We start from the raw sequence: 26,970 nt of genomic DNA, 5'->3' as shown, positions 1-26,970 counted from the left end.
CGCATCGTGTTTTCAGGGTGCCCCGGTCAATCTCACAAAAAAGACTTTGACTAGCACAACGTCTCGCTATAAACCTTCAGAAATGCGACACGAATTTACGCCTGTTCGTCGTTAAATTTGTGACGCCTTGTGTCGGTGTGTACAATGACCTCCCTTTTGCTCCCGCTAAGCTGGCGTACGTTCAGCGCGAGAGGTAACTGGTTGAATTGAAAAGAAATTTGCCTCGAATAGAGGCAGCCTGGTGAGAAAGTGTCTATGAAAGCAGGTCTGTACCATCCAGATGAATTCAAGGATAACTGTGGTTTCGGCCTGATCGCCCATATGCAAGGCGAGCCCAGTCATCACCTGTTGCAGACGGCTATCCAAGCCCTGACCTGCATGACCCACCGTGGTGGGATCAACGCTGACGGCAAGACCGGCGACGGCTGCGGGCTGTTGATTCAGAAGCCAGACGCATTCCTGCGTGCTATTGCCAAAGAGCACTTTGGTACCGAGCTGCCGGGTCAATATTGCGTGGGCATGGTGTTCCTCAATCAGGACGATGCCAAGGCTGATGCCGCCCGCGAGAACATGAATCGCGAAATCCTCGCTGCCGGCCTGACCTTGATCGGCTGGCGTCAGGTGCCTATCGACACCAGCGTGCTGGGTCGTCTGGCCCTGGAGCGGCTGCCGAAAATCGAGCAGGTGTTCATCGGTGGTGAAGGCCTGAGCGATCAGGAAATGGCCATCAAGCTGTTCAGCGCCCGTCGCCGTTCGTCGGTGGCCAACGCTGAAGATACCGATCACTACATCTGCAGCTTTTCCCACAAGACCATCATCTATAAAGGTCTGATGATGCCGCGCGACCTGACGGCATTTTTCCCGGACCTGAGCGACGAGCGCCTGCAGACTGCGATCTGCGTGTTTCACCAGCGCTTCTCGACCAACACCCTGCCGAAATGGCCGTTGGCGCAGCCGTTCCGCTTCCTCGCCCACAACGGCGAGATCAACACGATTACCGGCAACCGCAACTGGGCTCAGGCCCGGCGCACCAAGTTCGCCAACGAACTGATGCCGGACCTCGACGAATTGGGCCCGCTGGTCAATCGCGTCGGCTCCGACTCGTCGAGCATGGACAACATGCTCGAACTGATGGTCACCGGCGGCATCGACCTGTTCCGTGGCGTGCGTATGATCATTCCGCCTGCGTGGCAGAACGTTGAGACCATGGACCCCGATCTGCGGGCGTTCTATGAGTACAACTCCATGCACATGGAGCCGTGGGACGGCCCGGCTGGCGTCGTGATGACCGAAGGTCGCCACGCGGTTTGCCTGCTCGACCGTAACGGCCTGCGCCCGGCGCGCTGGGTTACCACCAAGAATGGCTACATCACCCTGGCGTCGGAAATCGGCGTGTGGGATTACAAGCCCGAAGACGTCATCGCCAAGGGCCGTGTCGGTCCGGGCCAGATCTTTGCCGTGGACACCGAAACCGGCCAGATCCTCGACACCGACGCCATCGACAACCGCTTGAAGTCGCGTCATCCGTACAAACAATGGCTGCGCAAGAATGCCCTGCGCATCCAGGCGACCATCGAAGACAACGACCATGGTTCGGCTTTCTACAATGCCGACCAGCTCAAGCAGTACATGAAGATGTACCAGGTCACCTTCGAAGAGCGTGATCAAGTGCTGCGTCCGCTGGGCGAACAAGGCCAGGAAGCGGTCGGCTCCATGGGCGATGACACGCCAATGGCCGTGCTGTCGCATCGTGTGCGTTCGCCTTACGACTATTTCCGCCAGCAGTTCGCGCAGGTCACCAACCCGCCGATCGACCCGCTGCGTGAAGCCATCGTCATGTCCCTGGAAATCTGCCTCGGTGCCGAGCGCAACATTTTCCAGGAATCGCCAGAGCACGCTTCCCGCGTGATCCTCAGCTCGCCGGTCATTTCTCCGGCCAAGTGGCGTTCGCTGATGACCCTGGAGCGTCCGGGCTTCGAGCGGCAGATCATCGACCTCAACTACGACGAGCACATCGGCCTCGAAGCAGCGGTGCGCAACATCGCCGATCAGGCTGAAGAAGCCGTGCGCGCCGGTCGGACCCAGATCGTCCTGACCGACCGTCATATCGCGCCGGGCAAATTGCCGGCTCACGCTTCGCTGGCTGTAGGCGCTGTTCACCACCGCCTGACCGAAAAAGGCCTGCGCTGCGACAGCAACATCCTGGTTGAAACCGCAACGGCACGCGATCCGCACCATTTCGCGGTGTTGATCGGTTTCGGCGCCTCGGCGGTCTATCCGTTCCTGGCCTACGAAGTGCTGGGCGACCTGATCCGTACCGGTGAAGTGCTGGGCGACCTCTATGAGGTGTTCAAGAACTACCGCAAAGGCATCACCAAAGGTCTGCTCAAGATCCTGTCGAAGATGGGCATTTCGACCATCACGTCGTACCGTGGCGCGCAGCTGTTCGAAGCCATCGGCCTGTCCGAAGCGGTCTGCGACCTGAGTTTCCGTGGCGTGCCGAGCCGCATCAAGGGCGCGCGTTTCGTCGATCTGGAAGCCGAGCAGAAAGCGCTGGCCGCTGAAGCCTGGAGCCCGCGCAAGCCGATCCAGCAAGGCGGTCTGCTCAAGTTCGTGTTCGGCGGCGAATACCACGCCTACAACCCGGACGTGGTCAGCACCCTGCAAGCTGCCGTGCAGCAAGGCGACTACAGCAAGTTCAAGGAATACACCGCGCTGGTGGATAACCGTCCGGTTTCGATGATCCGCGACCTGTTCAAGGTCAAGACCCTCGATACACCGATGTCCATCGACGAAGTTGAACCGCTGAGCGAAATCCTCAAGCGCTTCGACTCGGCCGGTATTTCCCTGGGCGCGCTGTCGCCGGAAGCTCACGAAGCGCTGGCCGAAGCCATGAACCGCTTGGGCGCACGCTCGAACTCAGGTGAGGGCGGCGAAGATCCAGCCCGTTACGGCACGATTCGCAGCTCCAAGATCAAACAGATCGCCACCGGCCGCTTTGGTGTTACGCCTGAGTATCTGGTCAACGCCGATGTGTTGCAGATCAAGGTTGCGCAAGGCGCCAAGCCGGGTGAGGGCGGGCAACTGCCGGGCGGTAAAGTGAACGGTCTGATCGCCAAGCTGCGTTATGCAGTGCCGGGCGTGACGCTGATTTCGCCGCCGCCGCACCACGACATCTATTCCATCGAAGACTTGTCGCAGCTGATTTTCGACCTCAAGCAGGTCAACCCCGCTGCGCTGGTTTCGGTCAAGCTGGTTGCCGAAGCGGGCGTCGGTACGATTGCCGCGGGTGTCGCCAAGGCGTATGCCGACCTGATCACCATTTCCGGTTATGACGGCGGCACCGGCGCATCGCCGCTGTCGTCGATCAAATACGCGGGCGCACCGTGGGAACTCGGCCTGGCCGAAACCCACCAGACCCTGCGCGGCAACGACCTGCGTGGCAAGGTTCGGGTCCAGACTGACGGCGGCCTGAAAACCGGCCTCGACGTGATCAAGGCGGCCATTCTCGGCGCCGAGAGCTTCGGTTTCGGTACTGCGCCAATGATCGCCCTGGGCTGCAAATACCTGCGTATCTGCCACCTGAACAACTGCGCCACCGGTGTTGCGACCCAGAACGAAAAGCTGCGCAAGGATCACTACATCGGCACTGTCGACATGGTGATCAATTTCTTCACCTACGTGGCCGAAGAAACCCGCGAATGGCTGGCCAAACTGGGCGTGCGTTCCCTGGAAGAGCTGATCGGTCGTACTGATCTGCTCGACATCCTGCCGGGCGAAACCGCTAAGCAGCAGCACCTGGACCTGACGCCGCTGTTGGGCAGCGATCACATTCCGGCTGACAAGCCACAATTCAGCCTCGTCGACCGCAACCCGCCGTTCGACAAAGGCCTGATGGCCGAGCGCATGGTGGAGTTGGCCAAACCAGCCATCGAAAGCATGAGCGGCGGCGAGTACGCCATGGATATCTGCAACTGCGACCGGTCCATCGGCGCGCGGATCTCCGGCGAAATCGCCAAGCTGCACGGCAACCAGGGCATGAACAAGGCACCGATCACGTTCCGCTTCAAAGGCACGGCCGGGCAGAGCTTCGGCGTGTGGAACGCAGGCGGCCTGAACATGTATCTGGAAGGCGACGCCAACGACTACGTCGGCAAAGGCATGACCGCTGGCAAACTGGTCATCGTTCCGCCCAAAGGCAGCCCGTTCAAGACTCAGGACAGCGCCATCATCGGCAACACCTGTCTCTACGGCGCTACCGGCGGCAAGCTGTTCGCGGCCGGTACGGCGGGCGAGCGCTTCGCAGTGCGTAACTCCGGCGCCCACACCATCGTGGAAGGCACGGGCGACCATTGCTGCGAATACATGACCGGCGGTTTCGTCTGCGTGCTGGGCAAGACCGGCTATAACTTCGGTTCCGGCATGACCGGTGGTTTCGCCTATGTGCTCGACCTGGACAACACCTTCGTTGATCGGGTCAACCACGAACTGGTGGAAATCCAGCGCATCAGTGGCGAGTCGATGGAAGCCTATCGCAGCCATCTGGAGCGTGTTCTGGCCGAGTATGTCGAGGAAACCGACAGCGAGTGGGGCCGTAACGTCTGGGAAAACCTCGACGATTACCTGCGCCGCTTCTGGATGGTCAAGCCCAAGGCTGCGACGCTCAAATCGTTGCTCTCCAGCACCCGCGCGAATCCGCAATAAAAGCAGCCACGAGCTGCAAGCTTTCAGTGACAAGCTTGCAGCTCCGTGGGGTGAACAGAATTTGATTTCTTGCAGCTTGAAGCGTGTCGCTTGAGGCTGCTGCGAAGAGGCTCCAAATGGCTGAACGTCTAAGTAACGACTTTCAATTCCTCGATGTCGGGCGCAAAGATCCGAAGAAGAAACTGTTGCGGCAGCGCAAGAAAGAGTTCGTGGAAATCTACGAACCCTTCAAACCCCAGCAGTCGGCCGATCAGGCCCACCGCTGCCTGGGTTGCGGTAACCCGTACTGTGAATGGAAGTGCCCGGTACACAACTTCATCCCCAACTGGCTGAAGCTGGTGGCCGAAGGCAATATCCTGGCCGCCGCCGAGCTGTCGCACCAGACCAACACCTTGCCGGAAGTCTGCGGTCGAGTGTGCCCGCAGGATCGTCTGTGCGAAGGTGCCTGCACCTTGAACGACGGTTTCGGCGCGGTGACCATCGGTTCGGTGGAGAAATACATCACCGACACGGCGTTCGCCATGGGCTGGCGTCCAGACATGTCCAAAGTCGTGCGCAACGGCAAGCGCGTTGCCATTATCGGTGCCGGTCCTGCGGGCCTGGGCTGCGCCGACGTCTTGGTGCGTGGCGGCGTGACGCCGGTGGTTTTCGACAAGAACCCGGAAATCGGTGGTCTGCTGACCTTCGGTATTCCTGAGTTCAAGCTGGAAAAAACCGTCTTGAGCCATCGTCGTGAAGTGTTCACCGGCATGGGTATCGAGTTCCGCCTCAATACCGAAGTCGGCAAGGACGTCACCATCGATCAGTTGCTCGAAGAGTACGATGCCGTATTCATGGGCATGGGCACTTACACCTACATGAAGGGCGGTTTTGCCGGTGAAGACCTGCCAGGTGTGCACGACGCACTCGACTTCCTGATCGCCAACGTCAATCGCAATCTGGGCTTCGAAAAGTCGCCGGAAGATTTCGTCGACATGAAGGGCAAGAAGATTGTGGTGCTCGGCGGTGGTGACACAGCCATGGACTGCAACCGGACTTCGATCCGCCAGGGCGCCAAGTCGGTGACCTGCGCTTATCGTCGCGATGAAGCCAACATGCCTGGCTCGCGCAAGGAAGTGAAGAACGCCAAGGAAGAAGGCGTGAAGTTCCTCTACAACCGCCAGCCAATCGCCATCGTTGGTGAAGATCGGGTCGAAGGCGTCAAAGTCGTCGAAACGCGTCTGGGCGAGCCTGATGCGCGCGGCCGTCGCAGCCCTGAGCCGATTCCGGGTTCCGAAGAGATCATCCCGGCTGACGCCGTGGTCATCGCTTTCGGCTTCCGCCCAAGCCCGGCGCCTTGGTTCGAGCAGTTCAGCATCCAGACCGACAGCCAGGGCCGCGTCATCGCCCCGGAACAGGCGCAGTTCAAGCACCAGACCAGCAACCCGAAAATCTTCGCCGGTGGCGACATGGTGCGCGGCTCTGACCTGGTTGTGACCGCAATCTTCGAAGGCCGCAATGCGGCGGAAGGGATTCTGGATTATCTGGGCGTGTAACGGCTCACAACCTGTGGGAGCGAGGCTTGCCCGCGAATCGGTTGACGCGGAGTATCAGACACACCGTGTTAAATTCTTCGCGGGCAAACCTCGCTCCAACGGGTGAAGTGTTTGCTGTTCTTATGCGACAAATCGCCACGATAGATAAAAGGCACGGCTCTTGCCGTGCCTTTTGCGTCCGTGTCTGAGAAAATGCCCGCACTTTTTTTGCGGATGCCGACATGACTGCCTTGAAGAACGACCGTTTCCTTCGTGCCCTGCTCAAGCAACCCGTAGATGTTACGCCTGTCTGGATGATGCGCCAGGCCGGCCGCTACTTGCCTGAATACCGCGCCAGCCGCGCCAAAGCCGGCGATTTCATGAGCCTGTGCATGAACCCGGAGTTCGCTTGCGAAGTCACTCTGCAGCCGCTGGATCGCTATCCGCTGGATGCCGCGATTCTGTTTTCCGACATCCTGACCATCCCTGATGCCATGGGCCTGGGTCTGTATTTCGAGACCGGCGAAGGTCCGCGCTTCAAGAAAACCGTCAACACCCTGGCTGAAATCGAAGCCTTGCCGATCCCCGACCCACAAAAAGACCTCGGTTACGTGATGGATGCAGTCAGCACCATCCGCCGCGAGCTTAACGGCCGTGTACCTTTGATCGGTTTTTCCGGCAGCCCGTGGACGCTCGCCACGTACATGGTCGAAGGCGGCTCGTCGAAAGACCATCGCAAGTCCAAAGCCATGCTCTACGAAAATCCCCAGGCCATGCACCTGTTGCTGGACAAGCTGGCGCAGTCGGTGACCTCGTACCTCAACGGCCAGATTCTGGCTGGCGCGCAGGCTGTACAGATTTTCGACAGCTGGGGTGGCAGTCTCTCCGATGCGGCGTATCAGGAGTTCTCGCTGGCTTACATGCAGAAGATCGTCAACGGTCTGATCCGCGAGAACGACGGCCGCAAAGTGCCGGTAATCCTGTTCACCAAGGGCGGTGGTCAGTGGCTGGAAAGCATGGCTGACACCGGCGCCGATGCGCTGGGGCTGGACTGGACCACCAACATCGGCGACGCCCGCCGTCGCGTGGGTGGCAAAGTCGCGCTGCAGGGCAACATGGATCCGTCCGTGCTGTACGCCAGCCCGCAAGCGATCCGTGCCGAAGTGTCACGCATCCTTGAAAGCTACGGCAGCGGCAACGGTCACGTTTTCAACCTGGGCCACGGCATCACCCCGGAAGTCGATCCAGCCCGTGCTGGCGCGTTCATTGAAGCAGTGCACGAGCTGTCGGCGCAGTATCACGGCTGATACCCTCCGCAGAGGCCGGTAGGAGGGGACTTGTCCCCGAAGGCGTTTGCACCGGCGGCGGTATCTTTGGATATTGCGGTGTCTGAGCCATTGGATTCGGGGAGCCAATGCATTCGGGGACAAGCCCCCTCCTACCGGGTTCGCTTCGTTATATCTGCGCTTTCACCACCAACGGCGGTAACTTGGCCAGGCGCAATGCCACGGCCAGGGCCACCAGCAGCAGCGCGCCGATGAACAGGCCGATACCGTTCCAGCCCGCGTAATGCCAGAACACGCCTCCGCCGGTCCCGGCGACGCTCGATCCTACGTAATAACTGAACAGGTACAGCGATGATGCCTGGCCCTTGGCGGTGATCGCGCGGCGGCCGATCCAGCTGCTGGCCACCGAATGCGCGCCGAAGAAGCCGAATGTGAACAGCAGCACGCCGACAATCACCACCGGCAGCGGGGTGAACATGGTCAGGCTGACGCCGACCAGCATCATCACGATCACCGCCCATAACACCTGGCGACGGCCCAGCTTGTCCGCCAATGAGCCGATTTTCGCCGAGCTGTATATCCCTGACAGGTACACCACCGAAAACAACCCGACCACGGCCTGGCTCAGGTGATACGGCTCAGCCAGCAGGCGATAGCCGATGTAGTTGAACATGGTCACGAAGCTGCCCATCAGCAGGAAAGCTTCAAGAAACAGCAGCGGCAGGCCGGCGTCGCGAAACTGCACGACAAAACCTTCCAGCAGGCTGCGCGGATGCAGTGAGCGCGCACGGAAATTGCGCGACTCAGGAAGGATCCTCCAGAACACCGCCGCCGCAATCAACGCCAGCCCGCCAACTACCATGATCGCCGCGTGCCAGCTGACGTAATCGATCAGCACGCCGGTAATCACTCGACCGCTCATGCCACCGATGGCATTGCCGCCGATATACAGGCCCATCGCCAGGCCAATGTGATTGGGGTGAATCTCTTCGCTGAGGTAGGTCATCGCCACCGCTGCCAGCCCGCTCAGGGACAAACCCACCAGCGCCCGGGTAATCAGCACGCCTTCCCAGCTCGGCACCATGCCGCTGGCCAGGGTGAAGATCGCTGCGGAAAACAGCGACAGGACCATCACTGGCTTGCGCCCGAGTCGGTCGGAAATCGGTCCGGTGATCAGCAGGCCAAGGGCGAGCATCGCCGTCGAAACAGAGAGGATCAGGCTGCTCTGCGCGGCATTGATGGAAAACTCGCGGGACAATACCGGCATCATCGGTTGCACGCAGTACAGCAGCGCGAAGGTCGCGAAACCGCCGGAGAACAAGGCCAGCACCGTACGCATGAACATCGGCGTGTCTTTTTCGATGTAGGCGTCGCCCAGCGGAATGGCCGCTTGGATAGGTGTGGACGCAGTGTCGGATGGGGCAACAGCAGGATTCACAATGGACCTCGGAAACGATTGGGCAGGCGATGATGAAAAAGAATATAGCTCGCTAATGATTCTTTCCAATATATTGTTCGACCTGTTTGATATCTAAAACGACCTAATGGAAGGCTCATGGAATTACGCCATTTGCGCTACTTCATCGCCGTCGCCGAAGAGCTGCATTTCGGTCGCGCCGCGCAATTGCTGGGGATCTCGCAACCGCCGTTGAGTCAGCAGATTCAGGCGCTGGAACTGGAGTTGGGCGCGCGATTGTTCGACCGTACCAACCGGCGCGTTGAACTCAGTGAAGCGGGGCGTCTGTTCCTTGACGAAGCGCGTCTGGTGCTGGCGCAGGTGGACAAGGCCGCCGACGTCGCGCGGCGTGCGCAACTGGGCGAGCTGGGTGAACTGAAAATCGGCTTTACGGCTTCGGCGCCGTTCACGTCGAGCATCCCGCAGGCGATCTTTGCTTTTCGCCAGGCCTTCCCGGCAGTCCATCTCGCATTGCAGGAAATGAGCAGCAAGGAAGTCGCGGCGGGGCTTGAAGATGAGTCCATGCAAGTCGGCATCATGCGCCCGCTGCCGTTGCCCGAGTCGTTGATTGCCGTCGAGCTGATGCATGAGCCCTTAGTGGCGATCATTCGCGCCGATCATCCGTTGGCCCAAGGCAGCGAAAACGGCCTGCATCTGGCAGAACTGGCTGCCGAGCCATTTGTGTTCTTCCCGCGTTCCTATGGCAGCGGTTTATACGCCCAACTGCTCGACCTGGCACGGGCCGCAGGTTTCAGCCCGCTGATCACCCAGGAAGCGGGCGAAGCCATGACCATCATCGGCCTGGTTGCGGCAGGTCTGGGCGTCACTGTGCTGCCCGCCTCATACCGCCGCATGCGCATCGATGGCGTGGTCTACCGAACCCTGCTCGACCCTGCCGCCACCAGTGCGGTCTGGTTGGTGCAACGCAAAGACCAGCAGTCGCCCATGGCCAAGGCGTTTGTGGAGCTGGTGACGCGCAACGCGGGGAATCCAATGTAGGAGGGGACTTGTCCCCGAAGACGTCAGCTCAGGCGACGATAACGTCTGGCTTATCTCTTTTCCTGGCCAATCGCATTCGGGGACAAGTCCCCTCCTACCGATGTTTCGCTGTCTGGGTCGTGTGTCGCAGCGCCAACGAAAAACGCCCCGAACTGAAACCAGTCCGGGGCGTTTTGTTTGCTGCCTGCTTTGCTTAACCTTCGCGGTTGCGCGTCAGCAAGGCCGGCTTTTCACCGCGTGGGCGGCTTGGCAATTGATCGAGCTGTTCAGCGGACGGGAACCGATCGCTTTTCGACTCTTTGTGCATGATCTTCGGTGCTGGCTGACCGTCGCGAGGACCTGTGACTGCAGGTTCCTGGCGAGCTGGCTGGTCATCACGAGCCGGGCGGCGATTGCGGGGTTGCTCCTCGCGACGGGCCTGGCCGTCACGGGGTGCGCCGCTGCGCGGACCGTTACGCTTGGCCGGCGGAGTGCCGGTGGTTGCGCCAGCGCCGGTACGTGGACCACTTGGGCGTGGACCACGTGCGGCAGGTGCTGCGCCGGGTGTTGCTGCCGGAGCCGATGCCGGAGCACCAGGACGACGACCGCGACCCTGGTTTTTGCCCTGATAGGGACTGACGTAGTCAGCACGGTTGCCGAAGTTATCCACTTCGTCATCCAGAAACTCATCCGGAGCGCGATTGGCAGACTGCGGCTGCGCTGCGCGGGGCGTGGACGGCTGACGCTGTTCACGGGCCGGACCCGCTTCGCGAGGCTTTTGCTCACGGGCCGGACGCGGCGGGCGTTCGCCGGCAGTAGCCGTCGTGGACTTTTCCTTGCCCTTATCCTTGCCTTTGTCCTTGCGACCGCCACCGCCGCCATTCGGACCATCACCACGCGGGCCGCGCGGATTGCGTGGGTTACGCACGTCCGGACGTTCGCGAACTTCAGGCTTCTCGGCTTCGACTGCAGTGATGTCAAAACCCATCAAGTCGCCATCAGCAAGCTTCTGCTTGGTCATGCGCTCGATGCTTTTCAGCAGTTTTTCTTCGTCCGGCGCAACCAGCGAGATCGCTTCGCCGCTGCGGCCCGCACGGCCGGTACGGCCGATACGGTGCACGTAGTCTTCGTCGACGTTAGGCAGCTCGAAGTTGACCACGTGCGGCAACTGGTCGATATCCAGGCCGCGCGCGGCGATATCGGTAGCAACCATGATGCGAACGTCGCCAGCCTTGAAGTCGGCCAAGGCTTTGGTGCGCGCGTTCTGGCTCTTGTTACCGTGGATTGCCACAGCGCTGAGGCCGTGTTTGTCCAGGTATTCGGCCAGACGGTTGGCACCGTGCTTGGTGCGAGTGAAGACCAGAACCTGTTCCCAGGCGCCAGCGGTAATCAAGTGCGCCAGCAGCGAACGCTTGTGGTTCGAGGCCAGACGGAACACCCGTTGCTCGATACGCTCGACCGTGGTGTTCGGCGGCGTGACTTCGATGCGCTCGGGGTTGTGCAGCAGCTTGCCGGCCAAAGCCGTGATGTCGTTGGAGAACGTTGCCGAGAACAGCAGGTTCTGACGCTTGGCAGGCAGGCGCGCGAGGACTTTCTTCACGTCGTGGACGAAGCCCATGTCGAGCATCCGGTCGGCTTCATCGAGCACGAGGATTTCAACGTGGGACAGATCGACACTGCCTGAACCGGCCAGATCGAGCAGACGGCCAGGGCAGGCCACCAGCACGTCAACGCCTCTGGCCATGGCCTGGATCTGTGGATTGGTGCCGACGCCGCCAAAGATGCAGGCGCTGACGAACTTCAAGTCGCGGGCGTAGACCTTGAAGCTGTCATGCACCTGGGCGGCGAGTTCGCGGGTAGGGGTCAGGACCAGTACGCGCGGTTGGCGCGGGCCGTGACGCTGGGATTTGTCCGGATGACCACCGGGAAACAGCCGCTCCAGAATCGGAAGGGCGAAACCGCCGGTTTTACCAGTACCTGTCTGAGCCGCGACCATCAGGTCACGACCTTGCAACACGGCGGGAATTGCCCGCTGTTGCACCGGAGTAGGCTCGGTGTAGCCAGCTGCCTCGATGGCGCGGACTAAAGCCTCGGAGAGACCGAGGGAAGCAAAGGACATGAGTAATCCTGTTCTGGTTAGAGCTTTAGCTCAAAGGGATGATCTTGCCTGGCGCGAATGGCGGTCCGAATTGAACAGAAGCTGTCCGGGCGCCGATCATGCTGGTTGCCTGATCGCCGCTCGGTGACGTTTCGTTCGAATCCTGGAAGACGCAATCCCGTCCGGTCCTGCTGGTCTTTAGTACATCTCGTGACATGGGCGCGGGAAAAAGAAGTGCGCTGCTGACGTGATCGAGGTGCCTTCTGCAAGACCGAGCATCCGGGCGTAAGCCTGGCGGGAACGCGCAGTATAACAGAGCAATCGCCCTGCGCCGCGTTCCTGCTGCTCAACGGTGTCAGGACCGCGTTCACGCGCGGCTTCGGACAAGAATCAGCCGGCTTTGCGTTGCAGCAAATGCTCGTAGATGGCTCGGCGTCGGCGCCCCAGAATCTGCCGCACGACCCAGTGATTCAGCCAGTGTTCCAGCTGATGCGGTTCCAGGGGCTGATTCAGGCGTTGCTCGGCGTTATCCTGCGCTTTTTCCCACCACACCGTCGCGCAGGCACGGTCGAATTCATTGCTGTGCTGGCAGCAGCCGTAGAGGATTTCGCGCACGAACTGCCGCTGATGGGCCGGCACACCCAGGGTTGCGCCCTTGTACAGCATGCGTTGCCAGCTCGGAGGTCGCGGCAGGCGAGTGGTGACCTGCTGTGTGTCATCCAGCGCGTGTTCGCTTGTAGGATCGTCGCCATGCTTGCACAGCCAAGCACGAACCTTGGCGCGAAACAGCTGCTTGCGACTCCAATAATGGTGGATCAGATCCGGGCACTGACTGACGTTTTTGTTGCGATACGCCGCCACGCCGAGACAGAACTCTTCAAGGGTGTATGCACCTTTTGCCAGCGGATACAGCTCGTCCATCAGTGCAATCGACTGGTCCAGCAGATCTGCATCCTGGCGTTCCAGGCCGATGACACCGGAGTTTATGAGCGGCATGTCGTCATCTGCGAGCCCGCGCACCTTGAGGATCGGCGCGAGTTTGGTGTACAGCTCGGACTCCTGATACATGCCGTAGCGCAGGTTGAACGCATTGCAGAGCAACGTGCCGGGTTTGACCCGCTCGAACAGCTCCAGCGGCGAACCGTGGAAGAACGTATCGGTATCGATCAGCAAGGCGCGCTCGCATTCCTCCAGCACGGTGCGCAACGCGACGTGTTTGGTGCGGAAGTGATAACCGTGCGGGGCGCTCCAGGCTTTACGGGTCTGTTCGTCCAGCGTACGCACGCGAACCGGCAGATTTTCGTAAGGCTTCGGGTTGTCGCTGAAGACCTGGATGTCGAGGGCTTGATCGGGCGTCTTGCGCATGCCAGCCAAGGCGCTGGCGATGCTGAAGACAGCTTCCTGATGATAGGTCGGAGCGCCGAAGACCAGATAGACGAGTTGTGGGGTCGAAGTGAATGTAATGCGTGAAGTCAAAAATCTACACCGTTATCAGGGCAATGGCAGGTCTTCGGGTGAAGAAAACCTACCGGATGAACGTTGCCCGAATGTGACAGACCCGCTTCTACAAATAAACCCCGCGTTTATCGCGGCAGCTTGAGGTTATTCCAGATGGCAAGGCTAGGATCCGCCTGGTTCAAGGTGTAGAAGTGCAATCCGGGTGCGCCGCCTTGTAACAGCTGCTCACACATCTGCGTGATGACCTGCTCGCCGAACGCCTGAATGCTTTGCACGTCGTCGCCGTAGGCTTCCAGCTGTTTACGGATCCAGCGTGGGATTTCTGCACCGCAAGCGTCGGAAAAACGCGCCAGCTTGCTGTAGTTGGTGATCGGCATGATGCCCGGCACGACAGGAATGTTCACGCCCAGTTTGCGCACGCGCTCGACGAAGTAGAAATAGCTGTCGGCGTTGAAGAAATACTGGGTGATCGCGCTGTCGGCACCGGCCTGAGCCTTGTGCACGAAGTTCTTGATATCGTCTTCGAAGTTGCGCGCTTGCGGGTGCATCTCCGGGTAAGCGGCGACTTCGATGTGGAAGTGGCTACCGGTTTCTTCACGAATGAACGACACCAGATCGCTGGCGTAGCGCAGCTCACCGCTGGCCATGCCCATACCGGACGGCAAGTCACCGCGCAGGGCAACGATGCGTTTGATTCCGGCATCCTTGTATTGGGTCAGCAGGGCGCGCAGATCGGCCTTGCTGTCGCCAACGCAGGACAAATGCGGGGCCGCAGGAATCTTTACTTCACTCTCCAGCTGCAGCACGGTGTTGATCGTGCGGTCGCGGGTCGAGCCACCGGCACCGTAGGTGCAGGAGAAAAAATCGGGGTTGTAGCTGGCTAGCTGACGAGCAACATTCAGCAGCTTTTCATGGCCAGCATCGGTCTTCGTCGGGAAGAATTCGAAGCTGTAGCGACGGTCGAGGGACATGGACGCCGATCTCATTGTAGGAGCGAACTTGTTCGCGATAAGGTCGGAACGACCTTCAGATACTGAAGATCACCGGAGTGTCAGCCACTGCCGGTGAAGCTGGTTGCGACCGCTGCGCGCTCGATCGCGGACAAGTCCGCTCCTACAGGAGAAACGGACGTGCCTTGCTCAATCAGTAGCGATAAGCGTGCGGCTTGAACGGACCTTCGACGGTCACGCCGATGTAGTCGGCCTGAGTCTTGGTCAGTTGAGTCACAACGCCGCCGAAGCCGCGGACCATTTCCAGGGCCACTTCTTCGTCGAGTTTCTTCGGCAGTACTTCAACAGTCAGGCGCTCGGCTTTTTGAGCTGGCGACAGATCGGCGTACTTCTGACCGAACAGGAAGATTTGCGCCAGAACCTGGTTGGCAAACGAACCGTCCATGATGCGGCTTGGGTGACCTGTGGCATTGCCCAGGTTTACCAGACGGCCTTCGGCCAGCAGGATCAGGTAGTCGTCGTTCTGTGGGTCGAAAGCGCCAGCGCCGGTACGGTGAATCTTGTGAACCTGCGGCTTCACTTCTTCCCATGCCCAGTTCTTGCGCATGAAAGCCGTGTCGATTTCATTGTCGAAGTGACCGATGTTGCACACTACAGCGCGTTTTTTCAGCGCCTTGAGCATGTTCGAATCGCAAACGTTGACGTTACCGGTGGTGGTCACGATCAGGTCGATCTTGCCCAGCAGCGCTTTGTCGATGCTTGCTTCGCTGCCATCGTTGATGCCGTCGATGAAAGGCGAAACCAGTTCGAAGCCGTCCATGCAGGCTTGCATGGCGCAGATCGGATCGACTTCGGAAACCTTGACGATCATGCCTTCCTGACGCAGCGACTGAGCCGAGCCCTTGCCCACGTCACCGTAGCCGATTACCAGAGCCTGCTTGCCGGACAGCAAGTGGTCGGTACCGCGCTTGATGGCGTCGTTCAGGCTGTGACGGCAGCCGTATTTGTTGTCGTTCTTGCTCTTGGTCACCGAGTCATTGACGTTGATGGCCGGGATTTTCAGCTCGCCCTTGGCCAGCATGTCCAGCAGGCGGTGAACGCCGGTGGTGGTCTCTTCGGTAACGCCGTGGACGCGGTCCAGGATGGCCGGGTACTTCTTGTGCAGCAGCTCGGTCAGGTCGCCGCCGTCGTCGAGGATCATGTTGGCATCCCAAGGCGCGCCATCTTTCAGGATGGTTTGCTCAAGGCACCACTCGTATTCTTCTTCGGTTTCGCCTTTCCAGGCATAAACCGCGATACCGGCAGCAGCGATGGCCGCAGCAGCCTGGTCCTGAGTGGAGAAAATGTTGCACGACGACCAGCGAACTTCGGCACCCAGGGCAACCAGGGTTTCGATCAGCACAGCAGTCTGGATGGTCATGTGGATGCAGCCGAGGATCTTCGCGCCCTTGAGCGGTTGTTCGCCAGCGTATTTGCGGCGCAGACCCATCAGGGCAGGCATTTCGGATTCAGCGATGATGGTTTCGCGACGGCCCCAGGCAGCCAGGGACATGTCGGCTACTTTGTAGTCGGAAAAATCTGCGGGCGTGATTACAGCACTCATTGAGAGTCTCCATTCGTAGTGTGCGAATGGGCGCCGTTGTGCGTTTAAGGCCCGACGGAACAATCCGGTCGAACAACGCCCCATCCGAGCCTGACAGGAAAACCTGCTGCAGCGCCCCTCGGACAGGTGGCGGGAAAACGGTATCAAGGGAAGATGACCGTTGTGAAGCGGGGGGCATTATAGCCAAGCTGACGACGTAGCCCAAGGCTTTCCATCGAATAAATGGCGCTTGGTCAATCGATGTCATAGCCCATGGTCAATAGAGCTGAAGCTCGGGGTCTGCCATTATGGACGGCATCAATCGGCACAACGGTCAGGAGTGAGCATGAATTTCCACACCCGCAAGTGGGTTAAACCCGAAGACCTCAATCCAAACGGCACCTTGTTCGGCGGCAGCCTGCTGCGCTGGATCGATGAAGAAGCGGCGATCTACGCCATCGTGCAACTGGGCAACCAGCGTGTGGTGACCAAGTACATTTCCGAGATCAACTTCGTCAGCGCTTCGCGGCAGGGCGACATCATTGAGCTGGGCATCACCGCCACCGAGTTCGGCCGCACCTCCATCACCCTGACCTGCGAAGTGCGCAACAAAATCACGCGCAAGAGCATTTTGACGGTGGAGAAGATGGTGTTCGTCAACCTGGGCGAAGACGGATTGCCCGCGCCCCATGGCCGCACCGAGATTCTGTACGTGAAGGATCAGTTCAAGGAAGAAGCGATTAACGAGTAATAAAACACCGGATACAGCTCGTTGGAGCGAGGCTTGCCCGCGAAGGCTTCTTTCAGGCATCCAAACATCTGTTGGATGTACTGACCTCTTCGCGGGCAAGCCTCGCTCCAACGATGCGAATTTACGCTTTGGCCGCGCGCCAATCCCGCAACCACTGCAAACCTTCGCTGGTGTCACCCTTCGGCCGGTATTCGCAACCGATCCAGCCGGTGTAACCCAGCCGGTCGATTTCCTCGAACAACCATGTGTAGTTGAGTTCGCCCATGTCCGGTTCGTGGCGATCCGGCACACCTGCGATCTGGATATGACCCACACCGGCGAAATCCCGGCGCAGTTTGGAGATCACGTCGCCTTCGACAATCTGGCAGTGATAGAAGTCGAATTGCACCTTGAGGTTGGCTGCACCGACTTCCTTGCAGATCGCCTGCGCCTGATCCTGACGATTAAGGAAGAAGCCCGGCATGTCGCGGGTGTTGATCGGTTCGATCAAGACCGTGATCCCGGCCTTGGCCGCCTGCTCTGCGGCGTAACCGAGGTTCTCCAGATACACCGCCTGATGACGCTCACGCAGCGCTTCGCTTGGCAACAGGCCAGCCATGACATGTATCCGGTCATTGCCCAGCACGCTGGCGTAATCAAGGGCGCGTTCGATGCCGATGCGGAATTCGCTTTCGCGCCCCGGCAACGAAGCAATGCCGCGTTCGTCCGCCGCCCAGTCACCCGGCGGCGCATTGAACAGCGCCTGGACCAGACCGTTATCGCTCAGGTGTTGCTTGAGCTCCTGCGCGCTGAAGTCATAAGGGAACAGATACTCGACCGCTTCGAAACCATCAGCCGCGGCTGCAGCGAAGCGCCCGAGAAAATCGTGTTGCGGATAAAGCATGCTGAGGTTGGCAGCGAAACGAGGCATGTGAACTCCAGTCTTTATAAGATCAGACGAATGGCCAGATCACCAGGGTGGTCAGGAAGCCCAGCGTGCCCAGCACCGTTACCAGAACGGTCCAGGTGCGCAGGCCATCGCCGACGTTGAGTCCGGCCAGTTTGGTGAACATCCAGTAACCGGCATCGTTGATGTGCGACATCGCCAGACCGCCACCGCCCATGGCCAGACACAGCAGCGCCAGGTGGTTCGGGGTCAGGTTCAGGGTGGCAATCAATGGGCTGAGAATACCAGCGGTAGTCACCAGCGCAACGGTGGTGGAACCTTGCACTGCACGCAACAACAGGGTCAGCAGAAAGCCCAGGGCCAGCACTGGCAAGCCAGTAGTACGCAACGCTTCGGAGACCACCGCGCCGATACCGGTATCCACCAGCACCTTGCCGAACACGCCGCCCGCACCGGCGATCAGGATCACCATGGCGACACCCGGCAGCGCCGAACCGATCACGTCGGAAACCTGCGTGCGACTCCAGCCGCGACGCGAACCCAGCAACCAGGCGCACAGCAATGTGTCGAGCAACAGCGCCACCAGCGGTGCGCCCAGTACCGTCAGAATGCTGCGCAGGGTCGATTCAACCGGCAGCATGGTGGTGGCCAGCGTACCAAGCAGAATCAATACGATAGGCAGCAGAATCAGAGCAACGATCAGCCCGAAACCCGGTGCAGGCGCTGGCGGAAGGCTTGCGGCCAGGCTGCTGGCGCTTTCTTCCAGACCCAGTTTTTGCGCGTGAGCTGCTTCGCTGGTGTTGGAATAGTCATCACGTGCCCAGGCTTGCAGATCCTGATTGGTGATGTGCGGGCCGTAGACTTCGGCACGAATGTCGTCGGTCATCGGATAGGTGGTGCGCGTCATGCGCCCGGCGATGAAGTAACCGATCAGGCTCAATACGGCGACCATTGGAATGCCGAACATCAATACGCGACCCAGATCCGCACCCAGTTGACCGGCTGCTGCAACGGCGCCCGGATGTGGCGGCAGGAAGGCATGCACCGACAGCAATGCCGCACACATCGGCAGGGCGAAGATCAGCAGCGGTTTGCGCGCCGCGCGGGCCACACCATAGGCCAGCGGCATGAGAATGATCACGCCGACTTCGAAGAACACCGGAATTCCGACAATGAAACCCGCGACGGTCAGCGCCAGTGGCGTGCGCTTGTTGCCGAAGCGATTGATCAGGGTCTTGGCCAGCGCTTCAGCGCCGCCGGACAGCTCGATGATGCGTCCGATCATCGCGCCTAGGGCAATGATGATCGCAATGTGGCCGAGGGTCTTACCCATGCCGCCTTCAATGGTGGCAACCAGATCGGCCGGTTTCACACCCGCCACCAGCGCGACGATGATACTCACCAGCATCAATGCCACGAACGGCTGGAATTTGTACTTGAGGACCAGAAACAACAGCACTGCGATGCCGGCTCCGGCAATCAACATCAGCATTAATGGAGTCATGCCTGAGCACTCCCGCGCAGGTTGGGCGAGGCGGGGCGCAAGCAGATCCTGAAAGTGACGCGGTGTGGGTAAGTCATGCTCTAGTCCTGTTGTTATTGTTGTTGCCGAGCGTCGTCGGGCGACGCTCGATCACTTGTTGCGAATTACCATTTCGCCCCGAAAACCTGACGCAACTCTTCCAGTGCCGCTGCATCCAGCGGCTCAGGTTTGGGATCGGTCATCAGCCACAAACGTGCGGTCTCTTCCAGTTCTTCCAGGGCATAGGCGGCCTTGGCCACCGAACTTTCCCAGATCACCGGGCCGAGGCGTTCGAGCATCACGCCGCGCACGCTGTTGGCCAGTTGCGCGACGCGCTCGGCGACCTTCGGCGAACCCGGACGCTCGTAGCCGATCAGCGGAATCTGGCCGACTTTCATGACCTGATACGGGGTCAAGGGCGGCAGGATGTTGTCCTGCTGCCAGACGCCAGCCAGCGTCAGCGCCACCAGATGCGTCGAATGGGTATGCACCACGCCGCCCACGCCGGGATTGCGGTCATAGACTTCGCGGTGCAGCGCCAACGTCTTGGAAGGCTTGGCGCCGGAAACCCATTCACCGGCCAGATTGACCTTGGCGATTTGCGTCGGGTCCAGGCGACCAAGGCAGGCGTCGGTCGGCGTGATCAGCCAGCCGTCATCCAGCCGTGCGCTGATATTCCCGGCACTGCCGACGGTGTAACCGCGACCATAAAGCAGGCGGCCGATGTCACAGATCTCGTCGCGCAGGGCGTTTTCGGCACTCATGGCGCTTCCCCCGCCAGTTGCTTGAGGGCCTTGCTGAAGAAGTCGCGGCCACCGAAGTTGCCGGATTTGAGCGCCAGTGCCAGCGGTTGCGAGCCGCTGCTCACCGTGGCCGGAACACCCGGATCGATCTGCGCGCCGATGTGCAGCAAGTGCACGCCGAGGGCCTGAACTACCGCGCCGGAAGTTTCGCCACCGGCCACCACGAAACGACGCACGCCAGCGTTGAGCAAACCTTTGGCGATCTGCCCCAAGGCATCCTCGACCATGGCTCCGGCGCGTTCGACGCCCAGTTGTTGCTGCACGGCTTTGACTTCATCCGGCGTGCTGGTCGCGTAGATCAGCACGGTTTCGACTGATTTTCGGGCGAACTCCAGCGCTTGCTCGACAACGGGACGGCCCGCGGCGAGTTCCAGCGGATCAATGCGCAGGGCAGGGCGTTTGGCTTCCAGCCAGGCCGCAACCTGACCGTTGGTCGCCACCGAAGCGCTACCGGCCAGAACCACTTCACCGCCGCTGACTGATTCGAGCTGCGACGCGTCGATGTCGCGCAACTTGCCAGCCTTGCGGAAATTCCCCGGCAGACCCAGAGCCAGGCCCGAGCCGCCGGTCAGCAACGGCAAGTCAGCACAGGCTTCGCCCAGCGTGTACAGGTCGGCATCGGACAGCACATCGGCAATTGCCATGCTCACGCCATCGGCGCGCAACTCGGCAATCTTGCTGCGCACGCCTTCAACGCCCTTGGCGATGCTGTCGTAACGCAGCAGGCCGACTTTCAGTTCGGTTTGCGATTGCAGCACGCGCACCAGATTGGCATCGGTCATCGGCGTCAGCGGGTGATGCTGCATGCCGCATTCATTGAGCAGTTGATCCTGTACGAACAGATGCCCGCGAAAGATCGTCCGGCCGTTTTCCGGGAATGCCGGGCAAGCCAGGGTGAAGTCGCTGCCGAGTTGCTTCAGCAATGCCTCGCTGACCTGGCCAATATTGCCGGCGGCAGTGGAATCGAAGGTCGAGCAATACTTGAAGAAAATCTGCTCGCAACCGCGTTCGCGCAGCCATTCCAGCGCGGCCATTGATTCGGCGACGGCTTCGGCGGCAGGCGTGGTGCGGGATTTCAGGGCGATGACAATGGCGTCGGCGTCCAGGCCAGCGGCCATTTCCGCCGTGGGAATACCGATGCTTTGCACCGTGCGCATGCCGCCGCGCACCAGCATGTTGGCCAGATCGGTGGCGCCGGTGAAGTCGTCGGCAATGCAGCCCAGCAAAGGGCGCACAGGAGAATTACTCATCTAACGCTCCTCAGGCTTGATCAGGCTTGGCTTTAGGCAGTTCGATGCCTGGGAAAATCTTGATTACTGCGGAATCGTCTTCGCGACCGAAACCGGCGCTGGAAGCCTGCATGAACATCTGGTGCGCGGTGGCCGACAGCGGCAGCGGGAATTTGCTGGCGCGGGCGGTATCCAGGACCAGGCCCAGATCCTTGACGAAAATGTCCACGGCCGACAGCGGGGTGTAATCCGCCTTGAGAATGTGCGGCACGCGGTTTTCAAACATCCACGAGTTGCCGGCGCTGTTGGTGATCACTTCGTAAAGCGCGTCGGCGTCGACGCCTTCACGCAGGCCCAACGCCATGGCTTCGGCACTGGCGGCAATGTGTACGCCAGCCAGCAACTGATTGATGATTTTTACTTTCGAGCCCAGACCGTGAACATCGCCCAGGCGATAGACCTTGCCGGCCATGCCATCAAGGATGGCCTGCGCCTTGGCGTAGGATTCAGCCGGGCCGGAAGTCATCATGGTCATCTGGCCAGCAGCAGCCTTGGCTGCGCCGCCGGAGATAGGCGCGTCGAGATACAGCAGATTCTGCTCGGCCAGGCGTTCGCCCAGCTCAATGGCGAAAGTCGGCGCGACGGTGGCGCAACCGATTACCAGACTGCCGGGACGCAGCGCAGCAATGGCGCCGTTCTCACCGAACAGGACGGTTTCGGTCTGCTCGGCGTTGACCACCACAGTGATGATCACATCGCAATCCGCCGCCATCGCCGCCGGGGAAGCGCACGCGACGCCGCCTTCGCTGGCGAACTGCTCGGTCACGCTGGTACGCACGTCACAGGCATGCACGTTGAAGCCACTGCGCAGCAACGAGCGGGCAATGCCCAAACCCATCGCACCCAAGCCAATAACGCCGACATTCTTGTTATTCATGCTGTATTCCTCGGTGTGTGCCGATGCTCGTGGTGCCAGCAATCGGTCAGTATTGTTCTGTGCTGTGAACAGATAGTGAATCAGTGAGCAAATAATGTGAAGTATTTTTTGTTGTTCACATGGATTCACATCGATAGGTTTTTTGGATCACGGAAAATATCTCGCGCAGCCAAGCGCCGTCCCTGTAGGACCGGATTTATCCGGGAGAGCGGTGGGGCAGTCGATAAGGGTGTTGATAGTGCCGAAGTCTCGCGGATGAATCCGCTCCTACAAGAGCTCGCGCGGATCCCGGCCCGTTGGAGCGAGGCTTGCCCGCGAAGGCGTCAGGTCAGTCAATTGAGGTGTCGATGGGTAAACGATTCGCGGGCAAGCCTCGCTCTAACGGGTTTATTGCTCTACTCGACCGCCGCCAACAACAACTCCACCCGCTGCTTGCGAATCCCGTCGGCAGCCGCTTCCGCCAGGGCGGCGTCGCTGATGATGATGTCGAACTGTTCCAGCGCGGAGATTTTGTACATGCCGAAGGTGCCGTATTTGGAGCTGGTGGCGACCAGTACGGTTTGCGATGCGGACTGCATGGCCGCTTGCTTGACCTCGACCTTGAGCGCTGACGGCGTGGTGGTGCCGCGTTGCAGGTCCCAGGAACTGGTGGACATGAAGGCGATGTCGGTGGCCAGTTGGCGCAAGGTGGCTGCCGCGAGGCCTCCGACGCAGGAGCGGTTCGGGTGGTCGAGCAGGCCGCCGGTGTGGATCACGTCGACATGGCCGGCGTCAGCCAGGGCGCTGACGATGCCGAAGTCGTTGGTCACCACGGTCATGCCGGGCAGCGCGACGATGTGCGGGACAATTTCCAGCGTGCTGGTGCCTGCGTCGAGGTAGACCGTCATGTCCGGGTGCAGCAAGCCGGCCGCGAGGCGTGCCATGCCTTGTTTTTGCGGCAGTTCGACTACGGCCTTGGACTGATGGCTGGGTTCGCTGTGCAATTGACTGGCAATGCGCACCCCGCCAGTGACGGAATAGGCGCGGCCTTCCTGTTCCAGCAGGGCGATATCCCGGCGAATGGTCATGTGCGAGCAGTCGAACATTTCCACCAGTTGATGCACGCTGAGCACCTGCTGCTTGCGCAACTGGCGCAGCATCAACTCCCGGCGCTGGGCGGGAATCATGGGTGCGCCGCCGACAACGGCGGTCTCCTCTTCGCGGGACATGGGTGCTCCTGAGCATCAATAGAACCAACAGCGTGGGCTGGCGGTCGTGGCATCTTAGCCAATCGCAAGGGTCATGACAGCAATCGCAGAATCAGTGCCCGGCATTCTGCTCTTGCGGCTGGTCGCGGGTCACGGCCTTGACCAGTTTGCCAATCGTCAAACCCTGCAACAGGATCGACGACAGCACCACGATATACGTGATGCTCAGCAGCAGGTCGCGCTCCGGCCCCAAAGGCAGCGCCAAAGCCAGCGCCACGGAAACCCCACCGCGCAGGCCGCCCCAGGTCAGGATGCGGATCGTGCCTTTGGGCACGGTTTTCCAGCGGCGCAACAACAGGATAGCGGGCGCGACGGTGACGAAACGCGACAGCAGAATCGCCACCGCCAGCAGCCGGGCCGCCAGCAAGTGCGACCAGGAGAACGGCAACAGCAACAGCTCCATGCCGATCAGTGCGAACAGCAGGGCGTTGAGCATGTCATCGAGCAATTCCCAGAAACCGTCCATGTAGCGGCGAGTCATGTCGTTCATCGCCAGATTACGGCCCAGATTGCCGATGATCAAACCGGCGACGACCATCGCGATAGGGCCGGACACATGCAATTCGGTGGACATCGCCGAGCCGCCGATCACCAGCGCCAGGGTCAGCATGACTTCGATCTGGTACTGCTCGATGCTCTTGATCATCAAGTACACGGCGTAACCGATCAGGCCGCCGAACAGCGCGCCGCCCACAGCTTCGTGAACGAACAACATGGCGGTTTCGCCGACGGTCGGGGTTTCGCCCAGTTGCGCGATGCCCAGCAATACCGTGAAGACCACCACGGCGGTGCCGTCATTGAACAGCGATTCGCCAACGATGGTGGTTTTCAGCGGTTTGGACGCGTTGGCGGTACGCAGCACGCCGAGCACCGCGATGGGATCGGTAGGAGAAATCAGTGCACCGAACAGCAGGCAGTACAGGAAACTCACGTGCCAGCCGAACCAGCCAAAGATCCAGTACGCCAGCGCGCCGATCACGGTCGTGGCGATCAATACGCCAAAGGTCGCCAGCAACCCGATGGGCCAGCGATAGCTTTTCAAGTCGCCAAGGTTGACGTGCAGCGCCCCGGCGAACAGCAGGAACGACAGCATCCAGTTCATCAGCAGATCGCCAAAATCAATCTGGCCGATCAACTGTTGCACGTGCTCTTCCAGACCCGGATAACCCAAAAAACTCAGGCCTTGCAGGATCAGCGAGAACAGCAGCGCGGTGACCATGACGCCAATGGTGGGCGGCAGGCCGATAAATCGAAAGTTCACATAGGTGAGCAGCGAGGTGAGGCAGATAAAGCCAGCAGCGAGTTCAAGCATCGGTATTCCCGTCATTACGATTCAAAGCGTGCCCGCCTGACGTTGCACGTCAGCAGGCAAAGGTTTGATGGACCTGCGGCGGATGCAGGCACATTGCTTTCCCGGTAAAACCAGTCAGGCATTGACCCCGGCTGGGCGCGGACGTTGCACCGTGCGTTGCAAAGGATGCCGTGAACAAAGCGATCGGCTATGACCGCCGCTGTTAATGGAATCTTCCGCAGGCGAGATCGCCCTCCATCTGTAGGAGCCAACTTGTTGGCGATAGGCCGAGCGTTCGATCGTCAGGAACACCGCCTCGCGAACAAGTTCGCTCCTGCCAGGGACATATCTTCGCCCCATCCTTTATCCTCTGCGCTCAGGTACAAGGCGGATGTCGTCGGAACAGGGAGAGTGTTTTGCTGGCTACGGGTTTGGTGTTGATCGCGGCGTTTCTGCACGCGACGTGGAATACCCTGATCAAGTTCAGCGGTGAGCGTTTGCTGGTGATTGCCAGCATGGATCTGGTGGCATTGCTCTTCGCGATAGTGGCCGTGGCGTTTGTTGAACCGCCGCCTAGTCAGGTCTGGCCGTGGATAATTGCCTCAGCACTGTTCGAGCTGCTGTATCGCTATCTGCTGATCAAGGCGTATCGGGTCGGCGATCTCGGGCTGGTCTATCCATTGATGCGCGGTCTTTCGCCATTGGTGGTATTGGCCCTGACGCTTGTTTTTGCTGGCGAACAGCTGAGCACCCAGCAGATCCTCGGCATTTTGCTGATTCCCTGTGGCATGGCGTGCCTGTTGTGGCAGGGCGGTGGCGGCGATCGGCTACCCTGGTCGTTGCTGCCGGTGGTTGGATTGATCGGGCTGTGCATCGGCTGTTACACCTGGATCGACGGCCAGGCGCTGCAACTGGGCGCGCATCCGTTGGATTACCTGATCTGGCTGACGCTGATCAGCGCCTGGCCTTTCCCCTTGCTGGCGGTGGTCTACAAACGTTCGGCCTTCAGCCTGTTCTGGCGCGAACAATGGCGGCTGGGTCTGAGCGTCGGTCTGTGCGTGTTGCTCAGTTACGCGCTGGTGCTTTGGGCGATGCAACTGGGCTCGGTGGCGGAAGCGGCTGCGTTGCGTGAAGTCAGCGTGATTCTGGTGGTGTTGTTCGGGATGCGTTACCTGAAAGAACCTTTCGGCCGGCCTCGGCTCTTAGCTTGTGGGCTGGTTTTGCTCGGCATGCTTCTGATGAAGCTCAAACTCTAAGGATTCTGTTATGACGGTTGCTTTCTGGTGTGTGTTGATCGCGATTTTCCTGCCGATTGTGTGCGCAGGTATCGCGAAGTTTTCCAGCGGCAAGTTCAACGCCAAGCACAACCACAATCCGCGCAACTTCCTGAATAACCTCGAAGGCCTGCCCGCGCGGGCGCATGCGGCGCAGCTCAACAGTTTCGAGATCCTGCCGGGCTTTATTGCTGCGGTGGTCATTGCGCACATTGCGGGCAACGCGCAATTGGTCACCATCGATGTGGTCGCGGTGTTATTCATTACCAGCCGCCTGCTGTACATCATTTTCTACCTGGCTGACTGGGCCGCATTGCGCTCGCTGGCCTGGATCATTGGCATGGGCTTGATCGTCGGGCTGTTCGTGGCTTCGGCGACACCAATGCCTGCGTAACCCGGCGCAGTCACTGCGGCAACACAGCGCTTGGTCTTTGCCGGATGGCCGAGGATACTGGCCGCCGTTTCTCTCGGCCTATGTTGATCATGACTTTGAAAAGACTGTGCGTTGTAGTGCTGGCCTGCGCGACCTTGAGCGCCTGCGGTGGTCTGGACCCGAATTCACCCTTGGGTCAGCGCAAGGCGATCTTCAAGCAGATGCTCAAGACCAGTGAAGATCTGGGCGGCATGTTGCGTGGTCGCGTGGCGTTTGACGGGCAGCGCTTCACCGAGGGAGCGGTCAAGCTCGATAGCTTGTCCCACGAACCCTGGAAACACTTCCCACAAGTCAAGGAAGAAGAGCACACCAGCGCCAAGGACGATGTCTGGCAGAAGCAGGCGCGTTTTCAGGAGTTGGCCCGCTCGCTGGAATCAGCCACCGGCGCACTGGTGATCGCCACCAATGAAAGGCCGTTCAAATCCAGCAACCTGACGCCTGCAATGAGCAAGGTAGAAGGCGCTTGCGAGGCTTGCCATAAAGAGTTTCGGGATCATTAGGTTGACTCATTGTAGGAGGGAATTCATTCCCGAAGAGGCCAATACAACCGATACATATTCATCAGCCGGAA

At 60.0% G+C, this 26,970-nt stretch carries 20 protein-coding genes and 1 riboswitch; of the genes, 8 read left to right on the top strand and 12 right to left on the bottom strand.

Annotated features, from left to right (window positions below; translation table 11 throughout):
* Positions 1-255 precede the first annotated feature (255 nt).
* From gltB to hemE, 3 genes are all read left to right on the top strand, one after another.
* Complete coding sequence (gene gltB, locus AFK24_RS01720) at positions 256-4,704, top strand: glutamate synthase large subunit (protein ID WP_065831596.1); 4,449 nt, start codon at positions 256-258, stop codon at positions 4,702-4,704.
* A gap of 116 nt (positions 4,705-4,820) precedes the next feature.
* Complete coding sequence (locus tag AFK24_RS01715) at positions 4,821-6,239, top strand: FAD-dependent oxidoreductase (protein WP_065831595.1); 1,419 nt, start codon at positions 4,821-4,823, stop codon at positions 6,237-6,239.
* A gap of 221 nt (positions 6,240-6,460) precedes the next feature.
* Entirely contained in the window at positions 6,461-7,525 is a 1,065-nt protein-coding gene (gene hemE, locus AFK24_RS01710; protein WP_047573191.1) for a uroporphyrinogen decarboxylase, read from the top strand.
* A 148-nt stretch (positions 7,526-7,673) separates the two neighbouring features.
* Here hemE and AFK24_RS01705 read toward each other — a convergent pair whose 3' ends face one another.
* Complete coding sequence (locus tag AFK24_RS01705) at positions 7,674-8,900, bottom strand: MFS transporter (protein WP_065831666.1); 1,227 nt, start codon at positions 8,898-8,900, stop codon at positions 7,674-7,676.
* 159 nt (positions 8,901-9,059) lie between these two features.
* Here AFK24_RS01705 and AFK24_RS01700 point away from each other — a divergent pair, with 159 nt between their 5' ends.
* Complete coding sequence (locus AFK24_RS01700) at positions 9,060-9,959, top strand: LysR family transcriptional regulator (protein WP_065831594.1); 900 nt, start codon at positions 9,060-9,062, stop codon at positions 9,957-9,959.
* 193 nt (positions 9,960-10,152) lie between these two features.
* Here the strand turns inward: AFK24_RS01700 and AFK24_RS01695 are convergent, their stop codons facing one another.
* The 4 genes from AFK24_RS01695 to ahcY form a co-directional block, all read right to left on the bottom strand.
* Positions 10,153-12,057, bottom strand: a complete 1,905-nt coding sequence (locus AFK24_RS01695; protein WP_065831593.1) for a DEAD/DEAH box helicase — start codon at positions 12,055-12,057, stop codon at positions 10,153-10,155.
* A gap of 369 nt (positions 12,058-12,426) precedes the next feature.
* Positions 12,427-13,512, bottom strand: coding sequence for a hypothetical protein (locus AFK24_RS01690; RefSeq protein WP_065831592.1), 1,086 nt, complete (start codon positions 13,510-13,512; stop codon positions 12,427-12,429).
* Positions 13,513-13,619: 107 nt separating this feature from the next.
* On the bottom strand, positions 13,620-14,465 hold the full coding sequence (gene metF, locus AFK24_RS01685) for a methylenetetrahydrofolate reductase [NAD(P)H] (protein ID WP_065831591.1): 846 nt from the start codon (positions 14,463-14,465) through the stop codon (positions 13,620-13,622).
* Positions 14,466-14,637: 172 nt separating this feature from the next.
* Entirely contained in the window at positions 14,638-16,047 is a 1,410-nt protein-coding gene (gene ahcY, locus AFK24_RS01680) for an adenosylhomocysteinase (RefSeq protein ID WP_065831590.1), read from the bottom strand.
* Positions 16,048-16,068: 21 nt separating this feature from the next.
* Positions 16,069-16,173, bottom strand: a riboswitch (S-adenosyl-L-homocysteine riboswitch).
* A 199-nt stretch (positions 16,174-16,372) separates the two neighbouring features.
* Here ahcY and AFK24_RS01675 point away from each other — a divergent pair.
* Positions 16,373-16,777: an acyl-CoA thioesterase gene (locus AFK24_RS01675; protein ID WP_065831589.1), complete on the top strand. Its 405-nt coding sequence runs from the start codon at positions 16,373-16,375 to the stop codon at positions 16,775-16,777.
* A 121-nt stretch (positions 16,778-16,898) separates the two neighbouring features.
* Here AFK24_RS01675 and otnI read toward each other — a convergent pair whose 3' ends face one another.
* The 7 genes from otnI to AFK24_RS01640 all read right to left on the bottom strand — a co-directional run bounded on the left by otnI (position 16,899) and on the right by AFK24_RS01640 (position 24,713).
* Positions 16,899-17,687 carry a 2-oxo-tetronate isomerase gene (otnI, locus tag AFK24_RS01670; RefSeq protein WP_065831588.1) on the bottom strand — a complete coding sequence of 263 codons (789 nt, stop codon included), beginning with the start codon at positions 17,685-17,687 and terminating at the stop codon, positions 16,899-16,901.
* A 22-nt stretch (positions 17,688-17,709) separates the two neighbouring features.
* Complete coding sequence (locus AFK24_RS01665; protein WP_065831587.1) at positions 17,710-19,167, bottom strand: SLC13 family permease; 1,458 nt, start codon at positions 19,165-19,167, stop codon at positions 17,710-17,712.
* Positions 19,168-19,310: 143 nt separating this feature from the next.
* The gene (locus AFK24_RS01660; protein ID WP_065831586.1) at positions 19,311-19,949 is read right to left on the bottom strand and encodes an aldolase; all 639 of its coding nucleotides are present in this window, start codon (positions 19,947-19,949) and stop codon (positions 19,311-19,313) included.
* Complete coding sequence (gene otnK, locus AFK24_RS01655) at positions 19,946-21,238, bottom strand: 3-oxo-tetronate kinase (protein WP_065831585.1); 1,293 nt, start codon at positions 21,236-21,238, stop codon at positions 19,946-19,948. Before otnK ends, AFK24_RS01660 begins: the two co-directional genes overlap by 4 nt.
* 10 nt (positions 21,239-21,248) lie before the next feature.
* Positions 21,249-22,193 carry an L-threonate dehydrogenase gene (gene ltnD, locus AFK24_RS01650; protein WP_276204926.1) on the bottom strand — a complete coding sequence of 315 codons (945 nt, stop codon included), beginning with the start codon at positions 22,191-22,193 and terminating at the stop codon, positions 21,249-21,251.
* Between the two features lie 356 nt (positions 22,194-22,549).
* Positions 22,550-23,362, bottom strand: a complete 813-nt coding sequence (locus tag AFK24_RS01645; protein WP_065831583.1) for a DeoR/GlpR family DNA-binding transcription regulator — start codon at positions 23,360-23,362, stop codon at positions 22,550-22,552.
* 91 nt (positions 23,363-23,453) lie between these two features.
* Complete coding sequence (locus AFK24_RS01640) at positions 23,454-24,713, bottom strand: cation:proton antiporter (RefSeq protein ID WP_065831582.1); 1,260 nt, start codon at positions 24,711-24,713, stop codon at positions 23,454-23,456.
* 395 nt (positions 24,714-25,108) lie between these two features.
* Between AFK24_RS01640 and AFK24_RS01635 the strand changes: the two genes are divergently transcribed.
* The 3 genes from AFK24_RS01635 to AFK24_RS01625 all read left to right on the top strand — a co-directional run bounded on the left by AFK24_RS01635 (position 25,109) and on the right by AFK24_RS01625 (position 26,899).
* On the top strand, positions 25,109-25,948 hold the full coding sequence (locus tag AFK24_RS01635) for a DMT family transporter (RefSeq protein WP_065831581.1): 840 nt from the start codon (positions 25,109-25,111) through the stop codon (positions 25,946-25,948).
* Positions 25,949-25,958: 10 nt separating this feature from the next.
* The gene (locus AFK24_RS01630) at positions 25,959-26,360 is read left to right on the top strand and encodes an MAPEG family protein (protein WP_065831580.1); all 402 of its coding nucleotides are present in this window, start codon (positions 25,959-25,961) and stop codon (positions 26,358-26,360) included.
* An 89-nt stretch (positions 26,361-26,449) separates the two neighbouring features.
* Positions 26,450-26,899, top strand: a complete 450-nt coding sequence (locus AFK24_RS01625) for a c-type cytochrome (protein WP_065831665.1) — start codon at positions 26,450-26,452, stop codon at positions 26,897-26,899.
* Positions 26,900-26,970: the final 71 nt, after the last annotated feature.

This window comes from Pseudomonas syringae, assembly GCF_001698815.1.
Classification (GTDB): domain Bacteria; phylum Pseudomonadota; class Gammaproteobacteria; order Pseudomonadales; family Pseudomonadaceae; genus Aquipseudomonas; species Aquipseudomonas syringae_A.
Note: the sequence above shows the minus strand (reverse complement) of the source record. Positions and strands in the feature narration are given on the sequence as shown.

What these genes read in the sequence shown, in the direction of transcription:
- gltB (WP_065831596.1), top strand. Translation starts at nt 256, where the DNA reads ATGAAAGCAGGTCTGTACCATCCAGATGAATTCAAGGATAACTGTGGT.
- AFK24_RS01715 (WP_065831595.1), top strand. Translation starts at nt 4,821, where the DNA reads ATGGCTGAACGTCTAAGTAACGACTTTCAATTCCTCGATGTCGGGCGC.
- hemE (WP_047573191.1), top strand. Translation starts at nt 6,461, where the DNA reads ATGACTGCCTTGAAGAACGACCGTTTCCTTCGTGCCCTGCTCAAGCAA.
- AFK24_RS01700 (WP_065831594.1), top strand. Translation starts at nt 9,060, where the DNA reads ATGGAATTACGCCATTTGCGCTACTTCATCGCCGTCGCCGAAGAGCTG.
- AFK24_RS01695 (WP_065831593.1), bottom strand. Translation starts at nt 12,057, where the DNA reads ATGTCCTTTGCTTCCCTCGGTCTCTCCGAGGCTTTAGTCCGCGCCATC.
- metF (WP_065831591.1), bottom strand. Translation starts at nt 14,465, where the DNA reads ATGTCCCTCGACCGTCGCTACAGCTTCGAATTCTTCCCGACGAAGACC.
- ahcY (WP_065831590.1), bottom strand. Translation starts at nt 16,047, where the DNA reads ATGAGTGCTGTAATCACGCCCGCAGATTTTTCCGACTACAAAGTAGCC.
- AFK24_RS01675 (WP_065831589.1), top strand. Translation starts at nt 16,373, where the DNA reads ATGAATTTCCACACCCGCAAGTGGGTTAAACCCGAAGACCTCAATCCA.
- otnI (WP_065831588.1), bottom strand. Translation starts at nt 17,687, where the DNA reads ATGCCTCGTTTCGCTGCCAACCTCAGCATGCTTTATCCGCAACACGAT.
- AFK24_RS01665 (WP_065831587.1), bottom strand. Translation starts at nt 19,167, where the DNA reads ATGACTCCATTAATGCTGATGTTGATTGCCGGAGCCGGCATCGCAGTG.
- AFK24_RS01660 (WP_065831586.1), bottom strand. Translation starts at nt 19,949, where the DNA reads ATGAGTGCCGAAAACGCCCTGCGCGACGAGATCTGTGACATCGGCCGC.
- otnK (WP_065831585.1), bottom strand. Translation starts at nt 21,238, where the DNA reads ATGAGTAATTCTCCTGTGCGCCCTTTGCTGGGCTGCATTGCCGACGAC.
- AFK24_RS01645 (WP_065831583.1), bottom strand. Translation starts at nt 23,362, where the DNA reads ATGTCCCGCGAAGAGGAGACCGCCGTTGTCGGCGGCGCACCCATGATT.
- AFK24_RS01640 (WP_065831582.1), bottom strand. Translation starts at nt 24,713, where the DNA reads ATGCTTGAACTCGCTGCTGGCTTTATCTGCCTCACCTCGCTGCTCACC.
- AFK24_RS01630 (WP_065831580.1), top strand. Translation starts at nt 25,959, where the DNA reads ATGACGGTTGCTTTCTGGTGTGTGTTGATCGCGATTTTCCTGCCGATT.
- AFK24_RS01625 (WP_065831665.1), top strand. Translation starts at nt 26,450, where the DNA reads ATGACTTTGAAAAGACTGTGCGTTGTAGTGCTGGCCTGCGCGACCTTG.